We start from the raw sequence: 20,362 nt of genomic DNA, 5'->3' as shown, positions 1-20,362 counted from the left end.
CGCAGCTTTGGAGCACTTGATAAAAGTACATCATATCTCCCCCATTATCAGTCTGAATCATTCATGTCAATAACATAATCATTTATCGAAAGCCACGCCACTATTTTTTCTTTACCCATATAGAAACACCCCTGCTTGAAATATCCTCTTTCCTCCCCTAGTCTGTATGCGTCCGAATGCCAAGTTGCTACGTCTAACCCGCCATTCTTATATAGCACGACACAGCCTGTCATATCCTCTGGCTTTTTCTCCTTTAAATTTATAAACTCCGACAATGGAATATTCAACTTCTTCTTTGACATAAAAATAACCTCTCCTCTTATAATCGCATATCCTACAACTCATTCATATAATTTTCTGTGTATTTACCCCAACAGCTTAGCATTTCATCATCTGAAAACTTCCCGTCATATAGATAGTCCTTCAACTTCCTTTCCGCCTTAACAATCTCATCCAGGTTCGTTATATTCTTTGGGTCGCTCTTTATTACTTCAAATATTCTTTTCAAAGCATGTGTGTAGCCCTTTTGACCATAGGATTCTCTACCTTCTTCCCTTATCTTTGGTTGTAAATTATGTGTAACTATATGTGAGACAGTTTCATCTATCCAGGACATCTGGTGATTAAAAGACATTCCAAAAAAGCTATCCTGAACACGACCGCTTTCCACGTTGCCCACTCCTTTCATACTCATCTTCTCTATATTTATAGTATAACACGCTTTCACCGTTACGTCTAGTAAGTTATTTGTCGCATACCAAACTATTTATAATTCAACAAACGGCACTTATAGTACCATAATAATGACCACGGTATAATCAAAACGAGCGTACACCAAATCGGTATACGCTCGTTTTGTCAAAAAGCTATTACTCTGAAATATATTTTTCAGCCTTTTCCTTGAATCTCTCGTGAATTTCTTGATTTCTTTCTTCGACAACTTCGTCAATAAGCTGTGAAAATGTATTATTGATATTTACCTTGAGAAGTTCCTGCGTCTTTGTTGACAGAAAATAATCAAAGCATATCTCGGAAATGCATTTGAAAATATGTTCGTATTTTTCTTCAGGCTTCATACTATCCCAGCCTTTTTCCGCACACTGCGAAATCATAGCTCATATCGTCCCTGTCAGGAGAACTGTAGCCAAGCTCCTCCGGAACATCAGGCACGCCCTGCTGTGCTTCGCTTTCAAAAGGGGGTGGAACAAACTCTGCTTTGGGCTTAGTCTGCGGTCTGCAAAGTGCATATATCATAACAAGCAGCGTCACCGCAAAGCAAACCGCCAGCACAGATACTATCAATTTGCCGTCATCTTTTTTGCTTATTCATCATGAGACCCCTGAATCGTCAAAACTTATTATCTTCTCTGCGATTTTTCCGCAACTATCCAGTTTTCACCGCTCTGAGTTATAGTAAACTTCTCGCTGTCAACAAAGTCGGTCGGGTCAAAATTATATGTGCCTGCAAGAACGTGGGGCAGATATTTGCTGTTTGGATTTTTGTAGATCGTACTTGAAATATTTGTAGTACCGCTGATATTTACTGTACCTGTATTATTGATAACTACGCTTTTATTTGCATCTTCATTTGTAAGAGTGCAGTCAGTTATATTTGCAGTACCCCTCGAAACATAAACAGGAGTATATTTTGTGGATATCTTACAGCCTATAAGATTTGTTGTGCCGCCCTGCACCATTATCGGACCTTCGTCGCCGTTAAGAGTGCCGTTTTTGATAGTACAATCTGCGCCATTGTTCATTATCTGTCCTGTGATAGTGTGACCGTTAAGGTCGAGTTCGATAACAGTGTTCTTTTTGCAGTTTATGCGGCTTTTCAGTGTGATATCATCATCAAGCTTTATCTTTCCGCCTGCTGCCATTGCGCTTACAAGGTCGTTATATGATGAAACTGTTTTTACATCTGTATCTGCATTTTCCGAAGCTTCTGCAATATTTACCGCTACGTTTCCTACTTTTGTAAGAGCGGTAACATCTGATGAAAGCTCGCCGCTTAGGGTAAGAGCCATGCTTACTGTAAGGCTTTCATCATCAACAGCCTTGCCCTCGGCTGTAGGTATGGTAAATTCGTCATTTGTGAAAGTGCCTTTTACAATGCTGTATTCATCAAGAGGCTGGTATGTAAGATCAACGTCGATTGCCGCATTGGAATGGTTTGTAACGCTTATATCATTGCCCTTTGCAGACCATTCGCCCTTTGTGTCGATATCATATTCATGAGTTTTTGCATTCCAAGTCTTTGTTCCGTTCACGCTGTATGTGAACTCCATTTCGCCCCACACAACGTCGGCACTGATAGTTTTTGAAGTCTTGATATCCTCAACATACTTTGCATTTACGCCGATATCCTTTTTGATGTCAGCGTCATTAGCCGCCGCTGCAAACGCCGCCGTGCTGAGTGTTGCCACAAGTGCAAATGCCATTGTGATAGAAATTGTCTTTTTCATAAGTGAGTTCTCCTTTTTTATAATTGATTATATTACTTACATATTTGGTGTTTCACCGTATCCGTCCCACCTTCCGTCCGAGCCAAGGTGCTTCCCGTCCATAGTGGTGTCTGTTGCCATTACGCCGTCGCTGTGAAAATAGTACCAATAGTCGCCTATATTCGCCCAGCCTGTTACCATTGTGCCACGCTCGCTGAAATAGAACGTCTGTCCCTCTGACCCAGGAGGGTCGGTAAGCCAGCCCATGTGCATTGCACCTGTTTCATCATAATAGTAGGTCTTGCCCTCCTCGTATCCCAATGGGCTTACAAGCCATGCGGAAAGCATTGTGCCGTCAGCTCCCAAATAAAACCGATTATTGCCGTCTACATACCAACCTGTTTGCATTACGCCCATAGGGTCAAAATAGAACATCTTTCCCTTTGCACCCAAGGGGCTTATGAGCCAGCCTATGTGCATTTTTCCGTCATCATCAAAATAAAAAGTTTGTTCATTAAACCCGTCAGGGCTTATGAGCCAGCCTGTGTGCAATTTTCCGTCATTATCAGAATAATACCAATCGTCTCCACCGTCATTAAACCAACCTCTGACAAGCTTGCCGTCTTCATCGGCATAATACCATTCTTCTCCGCCGTCCTTAAACCAACCTTTCACCATATTGCCGTCTTTATCAAAATAGTACCAATCACCAGTGTCCTCATCCTTTACCCAGCCAGTTTCCTTATAACCAAGTCGAAAATAATACTTTGTGCCGTTCACGTTTGCCCAGCCGTGAGGATAGACATTCACTGTAACAGTGCCGGTAGTCTTGCTTTCAAAATGCTCTGTTGGTTTACCTGACAGGCTCAACTTACAATTCTTACTTTCTGAGATAGGCACTATTAGCTCACTGCTTGAAAAATAGCCTTTTATCTCGTCCATGCCCTCTGCTTGTTTGTATGAAAAATCCGCCATAACACCCACATTCCCTGTGTTTGTCAAAGTAAAATTTCCGCCGCTGTCAGACCAACCGCCGCCTTTATATGAGTGGGTCTCAGGATCCCACTGCCCGTCTGTATAGGTAAACTCCAAAGAGTCCCAAGTGATGTCGATGCTCACCTGCACTTCTGAGTCAGAATTATCCGCAGATACAGAAACAGGCACTAACAACGCCGTGGCAATTCCCATAGCTGCAAAAAAAGCTTTTACCTTTTTATCCATATTTCACCTCTCATCATCTGACATTATGACAGCCGCCATAGTGTCCACCATTGCTCACTCAACTGTTTTAGTATCATAGCTCATCGTCTGCACAAGCACTTTCGCTGAGTTTTCTATTATTCTCATTTTCATTGTTTAACAAGCATCTCTAATTAACAGCATGAATATTTATAATAATTATCTATGATTCTTAACAAAAAGTCAATAATATTTGCACAAACGGCAAAAAAGTTGCACAAGCGGTAGGTGATTTGGTGTACGGAAAGCAAAACCTCCCACAGAAACAATTCCGTGGGAGGCTTATTATATCGAATATTTAATTTTCTCACTCATCGTCCTCTCCCACAGCCGAAAGCTTTTTATATCGGCGGTGTTCGATTATCTGCTGTTTGTGCTGTTCAAAATACTCGTCATATCTGTTTCTGCCAAACTTCATTATCAAGTTATGATTATAATTCATAAGCTTAGCCGTAAATTCATCACTATCAGCGTAATACAAATTAAGAAAATCATTATGATCATATCTTTGACCCTTTCGGTCAAAATCAAGCAAGTCAAGAAGCATTGCGGCATTAAAATCTATTTTCAGATCCTTATGGCTAAGGTTTTCTGCCTTTTCATCACCCACCATATAAACATGATACAATTCCGGTTCAGCAATAAATCTGTATTCATATCCGCCCTCTTTATTCTTTAATGAAGCGGTGATAATTGCTTTTTTACTCTTGATATCATTATTGAAAAGACCCTTTATACGGCTGAGCAAACGATATGTTTCATAAAACTTCTTCTCTTTTATATCTCCACGAAGAATGTTTTCCTCAGAATCCTCCTTGCTGAAAGACTTATTTCCGGCTTCGCTTTCAAACAATGCCTTTGCCGCAACAGCGTTCCAATAATTTTTCACATATACGCCCTGACCATTGTCCTGATCCTGCTCTACTCTGAAATATCCGCCCTCAGGATAAATAGAAAAGGTCGTTTTGTCAAGCTTTTGCGAGAGGCTGTGCCTTTTTGCATCGGCGGCAGCACCACGGGCGCTGACGATAATAACATTTCCAACTATTCTTATAATGCCTATGGCAAGATTGGCGGCTACCACAAAAGGCAGGATAAAGCCCCATGTAATAGCAAAGGTCGCACGCAGAGCGATAAGGATTATCCACAAAGGTCCCCATATGGTCATACCTAGATCGACCTCGTATTCCTCACGGGTCATCTCATCTTCAAGGAGAACAACTTTTGAAAAGTTATTATACACAGAGCCAAACACATTGAAGCCCTTTCGTCCTATCCTGAACGGAAAGCCTGCCGCAAATATCCAGCAAAGTGTGCCTGAGATAAGTGCAGTGAGCCAATAATATTCAAAATATTTTGCCTGCTTGAAGCTTATTTGCCTGTTCAGAATTTTATTCACAGGCTTTTGCAGTGGAGTCACTTTACTAAATATATTTTTCAGGCTGTTGTCAATATCAATATACGAAGCCTTTTCACCGTCTTTGACAACACCAAAGGCACTTCCAACAGTGACGGTCTGCTTCGAGTTTTCAGTTATATACTTGTCATATCTGTCATCGTTTCCTGCGATCTTAGGTATAGCAAAGGTCACAATGACAAGTGCGACCACAAGTATCACAAACTGCATCAGGGCTGTAACAATGTTTTTCATTTTCCATATGTTCCTTTCAAATATGATCTTCTAAATACATTATAATATATTGGAAGAGATTTGGCAAGAAGTATCATAAGATTTTTTCGCCATCATAAAACAAAAAAGAGCGACTGAAAATTATCAGCTGTTCTTTAGTTTACAAGAAAAAACGATCATTATCGAAATAGCAATTGCAGTCCCATAACTATCATCCAGATATACACACCGCTTTTGTCAATGATTCATAATAGCAGGTGATCGTTTTATGCTTATCCCAAAAAAACATTTACTCTTCCCTCTCTCAAAATCGTTCTATTTTGAACCATTATAACATATTCTTCATTATATGTCAAAAAAAATCAGCGAAGAAGCAATAATGGTTTATTAGGTATCGCAAATTTATTAAAGCAAACAAAATGCTCTGCGGAATCACACTCTCCGCAGAGCATTTTGTTTTAGTATAGCTTTCCGTTTTTCTTGTAACCGCCGTCAGCCTCAGAATATTTAAGGCACATAAACTGCCACTTGTAATTCCATTGTGGGCTGTCATAGACCTTTTCTCCGACTTCCAGCAGATAAGTCACTCCGTCTATCTTTATCTCGCCCCAGAAGTGCTGTCCTCCGCCCTGGCGGTTGCCCATAACAAGGTTTGCGTCATAGCCGAGATAAACCATCATTTCCACCAGTGCGCCATTGTAATCAGAACATTGACCTTCTTTGTAAACAAAGATATTCTTGCTATGCGAGCCTGTCGGTATCCTGCCATATTTCAAATTCTTTCTTATCCAGTCCGCAGTATATTCGATCTTCTTTGCCGCCGACCAATCTTTCTTGAAATGCTTTGAGGCAAAGTTTTTAAGTATCTTCTTCTCCTCTGCTGTAAGAGTGTGCGTCGAGGTCTTTGTTTTCTTGCCCTGAACATTGTAGATCTTATAAGTGCTGTGGCTCTTTTTTGTTGCCGCATTAAGTCTTGAAACAGTGTTTATCTTGCATTGGATACCCGTCCAGCTACTGTAAACCACCTTTCCGTTTATGGTCTTATAAGCCCTCATTTTGAAGTGATAATTCTTTGAACCTGAAAGGTTTGATTTTGTATAAGAGGTCGTGCTGTTTTTTGTTATCTTCTTGAGCTGAACATAATCGTTATAGCAATCCTTTGGCATACTATAGTAATCGTTATGTGGGATAGTCCACTCATCGCCCTTGCACCAGTATATCTGATATCCATCAGCCTTTTTGTTCTTCTTCCAGCTTATTGTGACTTTCTTATTATAAGCCTTTACCGTCATTTTCGGAGTGGATAACTTTGTGTTGCCTTTTACTGTTATATAAGGGCCGGTCTTAGAGTTGTATTCAAGCTTTACGGCATAAGTATAACTCGTTGCCTCTGAAAGCTTCTTGTCAGTATAGCTTGTGGAACTCGTGACCGTCAGACGCTTGTAGGTCTTTTTCTTTGGATCATAGCGATAAACCCTGTATTTGCAATTGCCGATCTTGTTCCAGCTAAGCTTTACAGAAGTGGTAGAGTCAGCGGTAGCCTTAAATCCCGTTGGCTTTCCAAGAACGATCTTGAATGTTGTCGAAACAGGGTACCTGCTTTCGTAGTTTCCGCCAAGAGTAACAACAGCGGTCGCTGTGCCTACATTTATGTTATTGTAATATGTTACAGTATAGTCAGAACTCTTGATCATATTTCCGTCCGCCTTGACAAAAAGGCTCGGTCTGACAGCTTTGCCGGTATAATCCACATCAGCTATCTTTAGTATCTCGACCTCAGAAACAGCTTTCGGGCTGATAGTGAAAGGCACTGTCACATATCCTGTATAGCCGTTCATTCCTTCTATGGTCATATAGCCTGTTCCGGCATTCACATTGTTTGTATATGATACATTATAATCAATGCCACGTCTTAGCACCGCACCACTAACTGTAACAACAGGTGCAGGAGTTTGAGCGTAGCCCGTGTAGGTGCAGCTAGTATCCACAGAAATATTCTCGCTGGATATTTCAGACTCTACAACGCTATACTCAAAGGAATCGGTTCCATTAAAGTTGCCGATACCTTTAATATAAGCATAATGCCAGCCCAGCTCGCCACAGTCGTCCTCATATTCGATTTCATAGTCAACGCCCTCAGCAAGCACAATATCATTGTATGTAACATTAGGTTTTGGCTGAACAGGTTTACCGGCACAGTAGCTCTGCTCATACTCGCAGTCAATATCCGCACGGTAAATATCAGTTGGCACGATATTAAAATTCTTTGTAAAGCTTCCTGTGTAATTACCTATACCAGTGAAAGTAGCCGTCGCTGTACCTACGTTTATGTTGTTCTCATAAGTAACAACATAGTCCTCGTCCTCAGTGAGCTGGTAATAGTTGTTGCTGTCCATAAGAGAATAGCCATAAAGCGTCTTTTCCGTGCCGTCATACGTCTGATCGCCTTCATACCAACTGTTATACATATCCTCAGTCAACTGAATGGCTTCATCGTTTTCCGACGTATAAAGACCGACTTCCTCTCCGCCAGCAGGAATTTGCTCCTCTGCCTCAGCTCCAAAGCATACCACTGCACTTTGCAGTGCAAGACACACTGCCACTGCCGTCGTAAGCGTCCGCTTAAATAACTTCATATTATTTTTTTCCTTTCCACTATAATTTCTCACATATTACTAATTTTATCACAAAGATGTGACAATGTCAAGATAAAATACAACAAATAGAAAGCCTCATGACATTCAGTTAGATCGTGAAGTGGAGGATGTAAAATACGGTGATACCACACAAGAATAAGGAGGTCTGATTATGATCTCTGAATTTGTACGAGAACAAAAAAAGATATATTCTGACGGCTTGATAGAATCAATATAAAGGAAATTTTATATCGGTATATATGTTCAACGCAGCGTATATACAGATTTTTGTTTCAAAAAGTTTCTTAATTTTCTGAAATTTAAAAGCAGAGTTTTGTACACATACAACATATTATACTGTATATGCGATAAAATTTAGTCATATTGTTCAATTAATCTACAAAAAATTGTGCTAAAATACGAAAATTATTTGTGTAAACGTTTTACTTAAATATTTAAGTTGACTTATTTTACTTTTAATAATATAATGTTTTACGTTGACAGAGTTAAGGCAGCAACGCACGAGGATAATGCAGTGCTGCCTTAGAATACCGGTATTTAAAAAATAATTGTATAAGAGGAGCTTTTTATGGTACAGAACAAAACTTTTTCTGCAAAGGCATTACAGACTTTTGTTGCTGTAATGTTTGCCGTAATAACCTGCTTCGGTTTTATGACAACACCGACCGCAGAGGCGGCATCAGGATTTTATGTAAGCGGTACTAGTATCTATGACGCTAGCGGAAACAAGTTCGTTATGCGTGGCGTGAACATTGCTCATGCATGGTACACAGAGAAGACTGAAACTTCTATCAAGGGCGCTGCAAACAACGGCGCAAATACCGTAAGAGTCGTACTTGCAAACGGCTCAAAGTACACAAAAACAAGCGCACAGGAAGTAAAGAACATCATCAGCTGGTGCAAATCAAACAAGCTGATATGCATTCTCGAAGTACATGACGCAACAGGCAGCGACAGCACTTATGATCTTAACAAGTGCGTTGACTACTGGAAGGAAATGAAGAACGTTCTCAGCGGTACTGAGAAATATGTTATCGTAAACATCGCAAACGAGTGGTACGGCACATGGAACGGAAGCGCATGGGCTGACGGCTACAAGTCTGCTATCCGATCTGTAAGAAACGCAGGCATTACAAATATGCTTATGGTAGACTGTGCAGGCTGGGGACAGTATCCTGACAGCATCAAGGATTACGGTAAGTCTGTTTTCAACGCAGACTCACAGAAGAACACCGTATTCTCCATTCATATGTATGAATACGCAGGCGGAAACGCGTCAACTGTAAGAAACAACATTGATAACGCACTCAACATCGGTGTGCCTGTTGTTATCGGCGAGTTCGGCGGTCAGCACACAAACGGCGACGTTGATGAGGCTACTATCATGAGCTACTGCACAAGCAAGGGCGTAGGCTATCTTGGCTGGTCATGGAAGGGCAACAACTCTGACATGAGCTACCTCGACATTGCAAACTCATGGGACGGCTCAAGCCTTTCTTCATGGGGAAATACACTTATAAACGGCTCAAACGGAATTAAGGCAACTTCTAAGACCTGCTCAGTTTACAGCGGTTCAGGAAGCTCTTCCGGCGGTTCTTCTTCAGGAACTTCAACAGATTCCAACGGCGGAGTTCTCGGACTTGACGGAACATATTACATCAAGAGCGCACTCAGCGGCAAGTATCTTGACGTATACAAGGCAAAGGCTGACAACGGCACAAACGTTCAGCAGTACAGAGGTACAGGCGGAAACAATCAGAAATTCAAGCTTGTAAGCGATGGAAACGGCTATTACACTATTTACACAGGTGCATCAAATTACAAAAGCTGTCTTGACGTATACAACTGGAGCAGGGACAATGGTGCTAACATCAACCAGTGGCAGTATCACGGCGGTGACTGTCAGAAATTCCAGCTTGTAAAGATCGGCGACGCTTATGCTATCAAGACAAAGATCTCAGACTGCTACTCATGCCTTGACGTTTACGAACAGAACACAGCTGACGGAGCAAACATTAACCAGTGGGGCTACTGGGGCGGAAAGTGCCAGCTTTGGTATCTTGAATCAACATCAGGTTCTTCCTCATCTTCATCTTCTTCAAGCAGTTCAGGCAGCAATTACAAATCGATCTTCTGGGGTTCTTCAACTGCTTCAGCATGGGGTCAGGCTGCTTCAGCAATGACTTCAAAGAATGGCGGAAGCTTCAACGCATATGACATTCAGTCAAACGGCTACTTCTACGTTGAATACTCAGGAACACAGAATCAGGTAGAATTTGTTCTTCAGAGCTGGTCAGGCGGAGCAGAGTGGGCAAAGGTTTCACCAAGCGAAACAGGCACAGCAAACGGACACTACTACGTAAAGTATTCTTACAACAACTGCAAGTCAGCATTCGGCACTTCCGATTTCGGCGGAAAGCTGGATCAGATCCATGCAGGTGCAGCAAACGGCACAGTAACGATCTACTCTGTATGCTACTGCTGGTGATCTAAGATTTTTTTCAGACTTCATACTGTTTCACAGCGGTATGAAGTCTTTTTTTATGCAAAAAAGTTTTAACTGTACCTTTGTTTTTCTTCCTAAAAAAAAATCAGAGCTTACTGTTATTTATGAGTTGCCTGTACGGATTGTTCGCTTTAAAATATCAGATGACGGCTATGAAGTAATTGCTACAAATTTATCTGAAGATCTTTTTTCTTCTGATGACCTTAAATACACCGTGGGGCTTAGATATTTTCACGCAATTTTATTTCTTGATTTTATTAGCTTAATGATATTGATAGAAAGCCATGGGAGTTTTTCTTAGATTGTTTGGATCTCTATCACGAATTTTCCTTCGGAGTTCACCTTCAAACGCAATGTCTTGACATATCTATTGCAAAAGTTCTCCATTTCTTTCATGGTAGCGGTCACTTTTGTGGCTTCATATATCTTGTGAGTAAGCTCCAGAGGGTTTTCTCCAATGAGTGATGGCAAATGCTTTTCAAGCTCCGCAAAGAGTACGGCACGTTTCAACTCCTCCGTGCCTGCGGTGCAGAAATCATCAATGGCACAATAATAGATGCCGTGCTGTGCGAGGGCGTTCTTGATCGCCGTTCCACACTTCTCGTATTCGTACATAACGAGAAACTTTGCTTTCGGCAGGCTCTCGATAAGTCCCCAAAAGTCGGAATCACTTGACACTATAATAAAAGATGTTATCCCGTCACGGTAGAAGTCCGTGACTACGCTTGCAGTCATTCGCACATCGACCAGTGACTTTCTGTCTGTCACTCGGTCGATCTCTATATGTTCAACGGGTATCTGCGTGAATTTAGAGAGCCAATCCCAGCCTGCGGTAGTGTTCGGATCGTCATATAGCGTGATCTTCTCGATCTTAGCAAGCTCCTCCTGATTCAAGCCTTTCAGAACACTATAAAGCTTGTATGGATCAGAGTTCTCACAATCGACAGCTATAGCTGTTTTCTCGGTGCTGTCGATAAAATTATAGATATTGTTTCGGGTCTCATCATCTGCGTCCCGATATTTCGTATAATCGGTGAAGCTGTCATTATGCTGACCGTAGATGATCTTCAAAAACTTACGGTCGGAATAGATGATGCTCCCGACTTCGGCAGGTTGCCAGTGAATATACATTTGAAATGGGTAATGCTCGATGTTCGCCATGTACTTGGTGAACTCCTGCTTCATGACACCGTTCTTGTTGTATTTCGGAACAAAGAACAGATCTCGGATATACTCCCAATTCAGCCAATCGTAAAACAAATGAGAGCACTTGTCGATATTTTCATTGATGAGCCTTGTAAACTCCTGCATATACTTCTCTGAACGGCAATTCGCTTGGATAATGGTAAATCCCCATTTTTCAAGCTGTTTGATATTATCCGTATCGTACCATTCTATGTTATGCAAATTTTTGAGCTGATACCGCATAAGATCATCGGTCTTTTTGAATTTCTGCATCAGTACGGTTCGCAGCTTACATAAATATCTTATCGTAGTGGCGTCCTTATCGGCTTGGAGCTTCTCGATAAGCTCGGAACATTCACCGTAACTCACGGTCAGAGCTGACATTCGGACGCCTATCATATAGGCTATAGTAGTAACTACCTCTTTTGTATCAACGGTCAAGTAAAACCCTCCTATTCATTTAATATGATCATCAATTGCCGTCATTATCCTGTTGAGCCGATTTTATCATGGTCTTGCTGATAGAGATTTCTGCGCTCTCCACCCGTTTGATTTTCTTGTATAATACACAGTTTACTAATTCTTCGTTTTTGTTATCCATTGCGATTCACCTCCGCTCTGCTCTATATCCTGATTATAGCACAACTGGCGGTATATTGCAACGCTATTTGTTTGCAAAAGGTTTACAGATTGACTTTTTCGGGGCGGTTTGGTATAATAAAGATAAATGAGAAAGTGATATAGCTTTCTCTGCTAAATCGGAATTTAGAGGAGTTGTGGCTTATGAATTTAAAAATGATACGTTTATCCAAACCAAATCCGGATAACCTGTTTTCTAACTATGAAAATCAATTAGAACCGCAGTATTTTTTCACATCCTCGGTTTCAAAGACCTTATTTGAAAATAGCCAAAGAACTTTATTGCAGATTTCTGAAGATGAAATACGGGATTATATCAACAATGATGATCTGTGTAATGATGAAGAGGGAATGTTCCCGAAACGATCGGTGCTTACAGGTGAGTGGTATATTAGGTCAGTATCATTTGAAGATGATATTCTTTCGATTGAAACAGCACTGCTTGGAACTGATCTTGGATATCCAGACGATTATTTGGGATTAGAATTGATATTTATTTATGATGATGAATCGAAAGAATTTGCTTTTGACGGGATAAACAGTTCTGCACTGTAAATTCTCATTTAGCTTAGTAACTGAATATACCCAAACACGGATAACCGTCCTCATCAGACGGCTATCCGTTTCTTATTCCGCATACCCACAAAAAGAACGCAAAAACATTACGGCAAATATCTGAAGTCAAGAAAAAACAAAAGCCTATCAAACAACGTAGATACGCTATTTGATGGGCTTTTTTGCGTGGCGGAACTTCTGAATTTTGGGTCATAGCATATATGGCGTAACAACGTCTGGAAAAATCAGCAAATAAGGTTTATTCTACTGTATTTCCCCTCTCTCCTCCACAAACTCCACCAAACACATATCCTCCACAGCTATCCTAGTCTTGTCCATAAAAACAAGCTCATTGGTGTAGCCGTCATAAATTCTCACTATGCCTGTCTTGGTCTGATAGCTGCCACCACTTTTTCTCTTATCGGGAACAAAATATGTCACCCTTATCTCAGGACGTTCGTCAAACATATCAAGCAGACGGTTGAGATCGTCATTGAGCTTGTTTACCTCGTCCTCTGTCAGCTCCTCCCTGATTTCGGTGTATCTTGCGGTTTCATCAACAGCAGCGTCATAGCCTGTCAAAGCTGCAAAAGGGCTGAACTGCGCCGCCCTGTCCGATATAGACATTTGCGGATGATCGTCATAGTGCGGACGTGAAAACTGCTTTATATCATAATAATTGTCATACATTGTAAGACCCACCTTTCATGCCTTGTGACCGCCTATACTGCGGTTACGCACCCTTGCCGTAGCGCCCTCGGTATAGTTCGTGCCTTTTAAAATGGCATTTTTCCCATATTTGTGCTTTATCAAGAGCATTGCTTCCTGCAATGCCCTTTCTTTTTCTTCTGCGTTGTTATCAGCATTTGCCGCTTCCGCCATATCAAACAAGCTTATCTGCTCATAGCTCTCAATTTCGGGGATATCCTCTTCTCTTATGACATTACAGGCGGTCAGATTAAGCCGTCTTGCAAGCAAAGTCTTGTCGATAATTCTGTCAAAAAGAGCCATGGTTGCGTCTATTATTTTTCTGGTCGAGGAAGTGTGCCTGCCTAGATTTTGAGTGCCATGGGCGTGCTTTGGTATCTTCCTGCCATAGTGGTCGCAAACCACCTCGCCCGTATAGTGACCGTCCGCCAAGCTTTCTTTATCATACCCCACAGTGAGAACGATTTGATTTGTTACAACGCCCTTATCCACAAGGTCAAGGGACAGCATATCAGCCATTTCCCACAGAATAAGCCTTGTGCGCTCATAATTACACGGCTCTTGCAAGACCTGCCCAGAGGAAATGCTGTTGTTTGAGGGGCGGTATGACTTCACGTCAGGTATGGCGGTAGGCTCGATACCCCATGCGTGGTCGATAAGAAGCTCGGTATTTTTGCCGAAAACCTTGTAAAGCTTCCCTATAAGATAATGGTCCAGCGACCAGCGTGAGATATCTCCCATGGTGTAAATACCAAGCTTTTCAAGACGGCTTGCTGTGCCTGCGCCCACACGCCAAAAGTCCGTGATAGGGGTATGCCCCCACAGCGTTTCTTTGTAAAGCTGTTCGTTCAGCTCTGCGATACGGACGCCGTTTTTATCCGCAGGGATATGCTTTGCCACAATATCCATTGCCACCTTGCACAGATACATATTCGTTCCAACGCCTGCTGTGGCGGTTATACCTGTAGTTTTCAGCACGTCCAAAATGAGCATTTGTGCAAAGCCACGTCCGTCAACGTTATAAAGCCCGAGATAGCCCGTTGCGTCAATAAAGACCTCGTCGATAGAATAGGCGAAAATATCCTCTGGTGACACATATTTCAGATAAATCCCGTATATTTTTGCACTCACAGCCAAATATTTCGCCATTTGCGGAGTTGCCACGATATAATCAAGCTCGCAGGCAGGGTCAGATAGCTCCGAATAGATATAGCTTTTCTTTGCAAACTGTCTTTTAGGAGCTTTCTGCAAACGCTCCTTATTGACCTGCTCCACACGCTGAATGACCTCAAAAAGCCTTGCCCTGCCTGAAATACCAAAGCTTTTCAGTGACGGTGACACTGCAAGACATATAGTTTTCTCCGTTCGGCTCTCATCAGCCACCACAAGGTTTGTATTCAATGGGTCAAGCTGCCTTTCCACGCACTCCACCGAAGCATAAAAAGATTTCAGGTCTATTGCAACATAAGTCTTTTCCATAGCATCACCGCCTTTTTCCTTTATGTATAATAGTATACCACGAAACTTTCTGTTTTACAATAGAAAATCGAACAAAAGTTCTGAATTTTAATTAACTCTTTTCATGGCAGTTGACAAAGTAAAAAACGTCCCCGAGGAAAACTTGGGGACGTTAGTGTTATATTGGGTTTTAAGACGGCATACAATAGTCTACCAAGCTTCACTGTCATAAGGCTCAATAGGAATATTGTAATTCTCTGTTACCTTATAATACTTATCAGTGTCAGTGTCTACCATAAGAACATTTATATCTCCTGTGCTGAGCACATCTCCGTCAATGTAGTAGTGACTCGCTCCGTCATAGTAGATATCGTTAAATCTGCGGTCGCCTGCTATACTGCTGGTGTGGACATGCCCTGCCACCACCTTTTTGTCAAGTCCGTGTATCTTGCCAAGCCGGTGAGGATACTGCTCTGTAAAAATATAATCCTCGGTGCAGTATTCCCAAGCATTGCCAGAATCCTCGTCAATGCCTGCGTGGACAAAGATAGTGTTGCCCTCAACATGGTATCTCGGCAGACGTTCAAACCAATATCTATACGAGTCATCAGCGTCATCATATTCGCCGCTGCCTAGCATTTCATTGACCGAAGAAAAACCGCTCATCACCATTTCCTCGTGATTGCCAAGAAGCGCCACCACCTTCCTATGACCATATATATTCTGCAAGCCCATTATCTTTTTAAGCACAGCTATATTGTCCTCGCCGCCGTGGATATAATCTCCCAGAAAGATAAGCTTTGTGTCAGGCTCGTCAAGGTGGTCAAAGACAAACTCCAAAGCGTCGCAAAGTGCTGAATAACAGCCGTGGATATCACTCATGCAGTATATTTTCATGCTTTTCTCCTTTTGTATCATTAGTTTGCTTGTATTCGTTTATCAGGTCTTCCATTTTCTTTGTTCTCTTTTCAACCATATCCCTAACTCGTTCGAGCATTTCTTTTAGCTGTTTTTCGTCTTCGATTTCTTTGAGAGTGTCCTTCTTATATCCTGGATAATCTGTTTCAAAAGCTTCTCCCGTAAGAATATTTATCGGTGTATACTCCTTTGTTTGCTTATCTTTGTCTACAAAATCGTTGAACATAAAGAAGTCTACATAGTCCTCGAAGCTGTCAAAGAAGCCAAACCATGTTTGAGCGTCTAAATTATCATAATAGCGGAAAAGAATATCTCCGCTATATTTAAATTTCTTTTTATCGTCCAAATCTCTATACTCAAAGTAATGCTTTATTTCTAACAAAGTTAAGTCAACTCTATCCTCAATATAGTTTCCATTACCTCTACTCTTATTATAGTCTTTCCACAAAGTTTCAGGCCAAAGAAAAGAACCACCAAGCGTTCTTGTGGTATAAACATAATTTGCAAGAAATTCAGCTACTGCGTCTGGGTCTTTGTCTGATTTATTTTTCTGCATTTCAAGATATCGGCTCAATGGATAATTCTTCCTAAAATATATACATGGAACTGCACTGAAACCAAACTGGTCTGAGTGTACCGTAAAGTGTTGTTTGTTACCATATTTGTCTTTATAATACACAGTTATCATGCCGTAGGGAGCTTCATTTGCTTCAAATGACAAAATTTTATTATTTTTCCGACTTATTCTTGACGCATTAAGAAAATTTGACAGTTCTCTATAAAATTCTTCATTTTCCTTTTTGTCAGGGTCAATATACAGTTTGTTTGAACTCTCACTTTTATCCTTTATTATTTCACCTTTTTTTCTAAGATCTAACACTATCTTATTACACTTTTTCTCAGCCGCTTCCCTACTTTTACAAAACTCATAGTCTTTTGTCAGCAAATCTACCAGATAAGCCTTATAGTTTTCCTTAAAATTTTTTGGCTCATAAGATGTTATTTCCTCATTAGTTTTCATACAAATTCCTCCTAAACACTCACATTATACTTTTTACAGAGTTCTTCAACTCGTTCTTTTATGCTTTTGACTACGCTCTTAGGTTCTATCACCTCCACTTTGTCTGAATATTGCAAAGCCCAATTTACTATGCCATATGGGCTTGTCCTTACTTCAACTATCTCAAAATCCGTCTGATTTTTAGGGAGCTTGTGTTCCTTTTTATACGCCTCTGTTGTTATCTTATAATCCTCGCCAAAGCTGTCATGGATAAAAGTAAGATTGTTCGTTCCTGTTTTATATGGATTTCTCACTTTCAAGGTAACAGTTGAAGGGCTGTCATAGCTCATGCCAAGGTGATTGTTCTTAAAACGCTCGTAACTGCTCCCCTGAACGGCATTATTTACGTTGTTAGCACCTGTTGCCGCCGCGAAGCTTTTGCCTATCTTTCTTATTTTGATATTCGACATAAGGTCGATACGATATATGCAAAGCTTCTTTTTGTCCTCTGTATATCTCGGCTTGTCGCTTTCAAAACAGCCGAGCATATAAAATCTGCCCTTATCGGCAACGATAAAATGCGGGCTTACAAAAGTGTCCTTGCGTTTTGTCAAAACAGGTTTGAGTATATATTGGCTTGCTTTCAGGTCATATTCTGTGGTATAAAAATTGAACTTAAAGGCTATTTGCTGCCTGTTGCTGATCGCCTGCTGGATAGTATTTAAATTCTCTCTTAGCCCCTGAGAATCTGTATTTTCGGTGTTGTATATGGGACAGGTATACTCCTTATAATGGCTTGAAGCAAGCTCGGTTTTTATACGCTCAACTAGGTCAGGCTTTTTATCCTCGTCTATCGCCTTTGACATTTTCACGGCATTTATAAGATCAGTGACCTCGCTTTTGGAAAATGGGTGATTGTAGTATATACCTCTCACAGAGTTTATTTTCTCTGCAAGGGTCAGTTCGTCATCATCGTCATCAAAATACTTGTCGCTTTCATATTCCTTGATAAGTGCGTCTATTGAGTCGAACATCAATCTACAGTCACGTTTTTCATTCAAAGTCACGCCGTCAGCGGAATCAAGGGCTATCGCCATGTTTACCATTTTGTTGTGAAATGTACTTTTTGTGCCGAGATATTCGCTTATTTCCTCCACCTTGCGCATTTGCGTCTGACTTGTGGGATTGTCCACATCCGTATTATTTTTCAGATACCCCAGAATCGCAAACAGCGACTCTATGATATCCTTATTGCTCTTTCTATGCCCCTCTTTCAGATTTTCAAGCTTATCTTTTATGTTTTTGTTTTCTGCCATAGTTCGCCCTCCTATAACAATTATCTCTATAATTATATTGTATCACAGGGAATATATTCCTGTCAATCAGCTATGCCACACGAATTATAGTATTTGAAATTATCTTGAAAAAAATATCTCCTTTCTCGCTTGTTTCAGGAGTTATACTGTTATAAACAAAGGCTGAAACACAGCCGTCTATACCGTCGCCTTTCGTATCAAGGCACTCACGCTCGGCTTTCCAATCATTTTTGTACGGACTAACATAAAGCACTGCATTGCCACCTATGATAGCATATGGATAACACTTATCCTCACGATACTTCTGAAACTCATCAAACGCCGCCAGAGCCTCTGCTTCCGCTTTTGTGAGCTTCTTTCTGTTTATTCTTCCACTCCCCATTCTGTCTGTCATAAATTTCATGCGCTTTTTGCTTTCTTCCACAAGCTCTTTTTTAGTTGCAAGGACTAGCTTATCATCGCATGAGTACTGCTCCTCGCCCTGCCATATCATAGCCTTTTTGTCATATGTAAAACCTATTGGCAGGACAAAGAACACCAGATTTTTACCTCTGTATGCAAATCTGTCTATCTCAGCTATAGCCCTTTTTCTTGTAGGATAAACGCCTCCGCACATACACAATCTATCATACTTTCTGCCGTCCGTCCTGTTGTATGCCTCTACTCTCCACTTTCTTGCGTCAGCGTCACAATACATAGAATAATCATCATATATCACCGTCTTTTTGCCCTCCTCGATCATGATGACCTGTGTACCCTTTCTTTGCTCGTCAAATGGCGGAATGTTATCTGACAATGCCAATCTCTCAATGACCTCTGTGTTAAAAATCTTTGTGTTCTTTTTCATAGCCTTACCTCCGTATCAACTCTGTCTTAACCTTATGTGCTTATTATAGCACCTTTAAGGTTCTGTTTACTGTTCCAAAATGGTCTGTGGTGTGTTTTTTTGATTTTATTCCCTTTTCAAGCTTCTGTATATATTATAGCACCCGCTTAGTACAGTTTACTGAACCAATTCGGCACAATTATGATATATTCTTTTTTTCTTATATTTTTTTTGCGAGATATTTGATAGTGTATTTCTCATACAATAAACTTTTCTGCACCTTGTTTTTGCTACAGAAAAATGATATAATAAAAAACCGACAAGAAGAGAGAATAAAATGGATATTTCAAAGAAAGGTTGGGACTTATTTAAAAAAATTACTTCCCAAATGGCAAGAGACATATATGGAAAGACTTATCAAAGAATATATTTCACTGCTGAACGAAGAAAAGCTTGCCTCTGAAAAGTTTTGGGAGCTTGAAAAGCGTATAAATAAAGATAAGCGTAGTCCAGGGGTGATTGTGCCATACCGTAAATCAGATGTAATGATGATACTTCTTAAACTCATAAATGATAGTGTCATAACATTTGACGATCTTGATGAATTCAGCGATAATATAAAAGGTAGTTTAAAATTTATAACTGGTGCAGATCAAGCTTATCAGGAACAGGGAGATGTGACAAAATGAACATTGCGTTGAAATGCCTTTTTTCAACAGGGGTACATGACAGAGGTCATGATTATTTCTTAAATGGTGCTGTCCATGATATTAAATATTCCAACAACGAGCTTAAAGCCGTTGTATCAGGAAGCAAAGATTATATCGTCAAGATAGTTTTTTCAGAAGATGATGAAAATGAGATTTTAGATATGGATTATACTTGTCCATACGCTTGCGACGGATATAACTGCAAGCATATGGTGGCAGCACTTTATAAATTTGATGAATGTAGGGGAAATGGGCTTTCATTCAAAAATGCGACCGATATTTTGCTCAGACCTGCATATACAAAAGATGATCTTGCGGCCAGAGAAGTTGCAATAAAAAAGCTTATTGCATATGCTGATAATAAAACTGTTCGCTCTTTTTTAGCTGAGGTGCTTGCTTCTGATGACAAGCTTTACATGCGGTTTTATAACATTATAACTGAGCTATGGGAAAACTGATGTGAGAACCTATTTTAACAAGTTTTGCTTCTAAAAATTGTAGGTTTGTCAATCATATTGGACACTATTATTAAGAAATTCGATAGGCGAAAACCATTTGAGGGGACGCATAG

The 20,362-nt window shown here is 40.6% G+C and carries 21 protein-coding genes; 5 read left to right on the top strand and 16 right to left on the bottom strand.

The window, feature by feature from the left end; translation table 11 throughout:
• Positions 1-47: 47 nt before the first annotated feature.
• The 8 genes from AB5123_RS04345 to AB5123_RS04310 all read right to left on the bottom strand — a co-directional run bounded on the left by AB5123_RS04345 (position 48) and on the right by AB5123_RS04310 (position 7,949).
• On the bottom strand, positions 48-302 hold the full coding sequence (locus tag AB5123_RS04345; RefSeq protein WP_267301801.1) for a hypothetical protein: 255 nt from the start codon (positions 300-302) through the stop codon (positions 48-50).
• Between the two features lie 32 nt (positions 303-334).
• Positions 335-688 (bottom strand): hypothetical protein, encoded by a 354-nt coding sequence (locus AB5123_RS04340; protein ID WP_287238623.1) that lies wholly within the window; start codon positions 686-688, stop codon positions 335-337.
• Between the two features lie 181 nt (positions 689-869).
• Positions 870-1,112: a hypothetical protein gene (locus tag AB5123_RS04335; RefSeq protein ID WP_147340424.1), complete on the bottom strand. Its 243-nt coding sequence runs from the start codon at positions 1,110-1,112 to the stop codon at positions 870-872.
• Positions 1,078-1,302: a hypothetical protein gene (locus AB5123_RS04330; RefSeq protein WP_022287758.1), complete on the bottom strand. Its 225-nt coding sequence runs from the start codon at positions 1,300-1,302 to the stop codon at positions 1,078-1,080. Before AB5123_RS04330 ends, AB5123_RS04335 begins: the two co-directional genes overlap by 35 nt.
• A 56-nt stretch (positions 1,303-1,358) precedes the next feature.
• Positions 1,359-2,465 (bottom strand): hypothetical protein, encoded by a 1,107-nt coding sequence (locus AB5123_RS04325; protein ID WP_349198914.1) that lies wholly within the window; start codon positions 2,463-2,465, stop codon positions 1,359-1,361.
• Between the two features lie 36 nt (positions 2,466-2,501).
• Positions 2,502-3,665 (bottom strand): hypothetical protein, encoded by a 1,164-nt coding sequence (locus AB5123_RS04320; protein WP_349198917.1) that lies wholly within the window; start codon positions 3,663-3,665, stop codon positions 2,502-2,504.
• 325 nt (positions 3,666-3,990) lie between these two features.
• On the bottom strand, positions 3,991-5,334 hold the full coding sequence (locus AB5123_RS04315) for a hypothetical protein (RefSeq protein ID WP_368364556.1): 1,344 nt from the start codon (positions 5,332-5,334) through the stop codon (positions 3,991-3,993).
• Positions 5,335-5,771: 437 nt separating this feature from the next.
• Complete coding sequence (locus tag AB5123_RS04310) at positions 5,772-7,949, bottom strand: transglutaminase domain-containing protein (protein ID WP_368364555.1); 2,178 nt, start codon at positions 7,947-7,949, stop codon at positions 5,772-5,774.
• Between the two features lie 589 nt (positions 7,950-8,538).
• On the opposite strand from AB5123_RS04310, the gene AB5123_RS04305 reads away from it, so the two are divergent.
• Together AB5123_RS04305 and AB5123_RS04300 are read left to right on the top strand one after the other, a co-directional pair.
• The gene (locus AB5123_RS04305; protein WP_368364554.1) at positions 8,539-10,458 is read left to right on the top strand and encodes a cellulase family glycosylhydrolase; all 1,920 of its coding nucleotides are present in this window, start codon (positions 8,539-8,541) and stop codon (positions 10,456-10,458) included.
• A gap of 55 nt (positions 10,459-10,513) precedes the next feature.
• Entirely contained in the window at positions 10,514-10,777 is a 264-nt protein-coding gene (locus tag AB5123_RS04300; protein WP_117923220.1) for a hypothetical protein, read from the top strand.
• Here AB5123_RS04300 and AB5123_RS04295 read toward each other — a convergent pair.
• Positions 10,774-12,102 carry an NYN domain-containing protein gene (locus AB5123_RS04295; protein WP_117858238.1) on the bottom strand — a complete coding sequence of 443 codons (1,329 nt, stop codon included), beginning with the start codon at positions 12,100-12,102 and terminating at the stop codon, positions 10,774-10,776. The genes AB5123_RS04300 and AB5123_RS04295 overlap by 4 nt on opposite strands.
• Positions 12,103-12,133: 31 nt before the next feature.
• On the bottom strand, positions 12,134-12,262 hold the full coding sequence (locus AB5123_RS04290) for a hypothetical protein (RefSeq protein WP_022287748.1): 129 nt from the start codon (positions 12,260-12,262) through the stop codon (positions 12,134-12,136).
• A 182-nt stretch (positions 12,263-12,444) separates the two neighbouring features.
• Here AB5123_RS04290 and AB5123_RS04285 point away from each other — a divergent pair, with 182 nt between their 5' ends.
• Positions 12,445-12,855, top strand: coding sequence for a hypothetical protein (locus tag AB5123_RS04285; RefSeq protein WP_117734071.1), 411 nt, complete (start codon positions 12,445-12,447; stop codon positions 12,853-12,855).
• 264 nt (positions 12,856-13,119) lie between these two features.
• Here AB5123_RS04285 and AB5123_RS04280 read toward each other — a convergent pair whose 3' ends face one another.
• The 6 genes from AB5123_RS04280 to AB5123_RS04255 form a co-directional block, all read right to left on the bottom strand.
• Complete coding sequence (locus AB5123_RS04280) at positions 13,120-13,545, bottom strand: hypothetical protein (RefSeq protein WP_118163917.1); 426 nt, start codon at positions 13,543-13,545, stop codon at positions 13,120-13,122.
• A gap of 15 nt (positions 13,546-13,560) precedes the next feature.
• Positions 13,561-15,042, bottom strand: a complete 1,482-nt coding sequence (locus tag AB5123_RS04275; RefSeq protein ID WP_038670995.1) for a DNA methylase — start codon at positions 15,040-15,042, stop codon at positions 13,561-13,563.
• Positions 15,043-15,231: 189 nt separating this feature from the next.
• Positions 15,232-15,918 (bottom strand): metallophosphoesterase, encoded by a 687-nt coding sequence (locus AB5123_RS04270; RefSeq protein WP_038670993.1) that lies wholly within the window; start codon positions 15,916-15,918, stop codon positions 15,232-15,234.
• Positions 15,896-16,960, bottom strand: coding sequence for a hypothetical protein (locus AB5123_RS04265; RefSeq protein WP_038670990.1), 1,065 nt, complete (start codon positions 16,958-16,960; stop codon positions 15,896-15,898). Before AB5123_RS04265 ends, AB5123_RS04270 begins: the two co-directional genes overlap by 23 nt.
• 11 nt (positions 16,961-16,971) lie before the next feature.
• Positions 16,972-18,255 (bottom strand): WYL domain-containing protein, encoded by a 1,284-nt coding sequence (locus AB5123_RS04260; protein WP_368364553.1) that lies wholly within the window; start codon positions 18,253-18,255, stop codon positions 16,972-16,974.
• Between the two features lie 70 nt (positions 18,256-18,325).
• Positions 18,326-19,102: a hypothetical protein gene (locus tag AB5123_RS04255; protein ID WP_368364552.1), complete on the bottom strand. Its 777-nt coding sequence runs from the start codon at positions 19,100-19,102 to the stop codon at positions 18,326-18,328.
• 383 nt (positions 19,103-19,485) lie between these two features.
• On the opposite strand from AB5123_RS04255, the gene AB5123_RS04250 reads away from it, so the two are divergent.
• Both AB5123_RS04250 and AB5123_RS04245 read left to right on the top strand, forming a co-directional pair.
• A complete protein-coding gene (locus tag AB5123_RS04250; RefSeq protein ID WP_242843669.1) occupies positions 19,486-19,770 on the top strand; it encodes a hypothetical protein in 285 nt (94 codons plus the stop codon).
• Positions 19,767-20,249, top strand: a complete 483-nt coding sequence (locus tag AB5123_RS04245) for an SWIM zinc finger domain-containing protein (protein ID WP_038670984.1) — start codon at positions 19,767-19,769, stop codon at positions 20,247-20,249. Before AB5123_RS04250 ends, AB5123_RS04245 begins: the two co-directional genes overlap by 4 nt.
• The last annotated feature ends 113 nt before the right edge of the window (positions 20,250-20,362 follow it).

The organism is Ruminococcus sp. RTP21204st1_B2_RTP21204_210225 (assembly GCF_040914135.1).
Classification (GTDB): domain Bacteria; phylum Bacillota; class Clostridia; order Oscillospirales; family Ruminococcaceae; genus Hominimerdicola; species Hominimerdicola aceti.
This window is presented reverse-complemented; position numbering and strand designations above follow the sequence as displayed.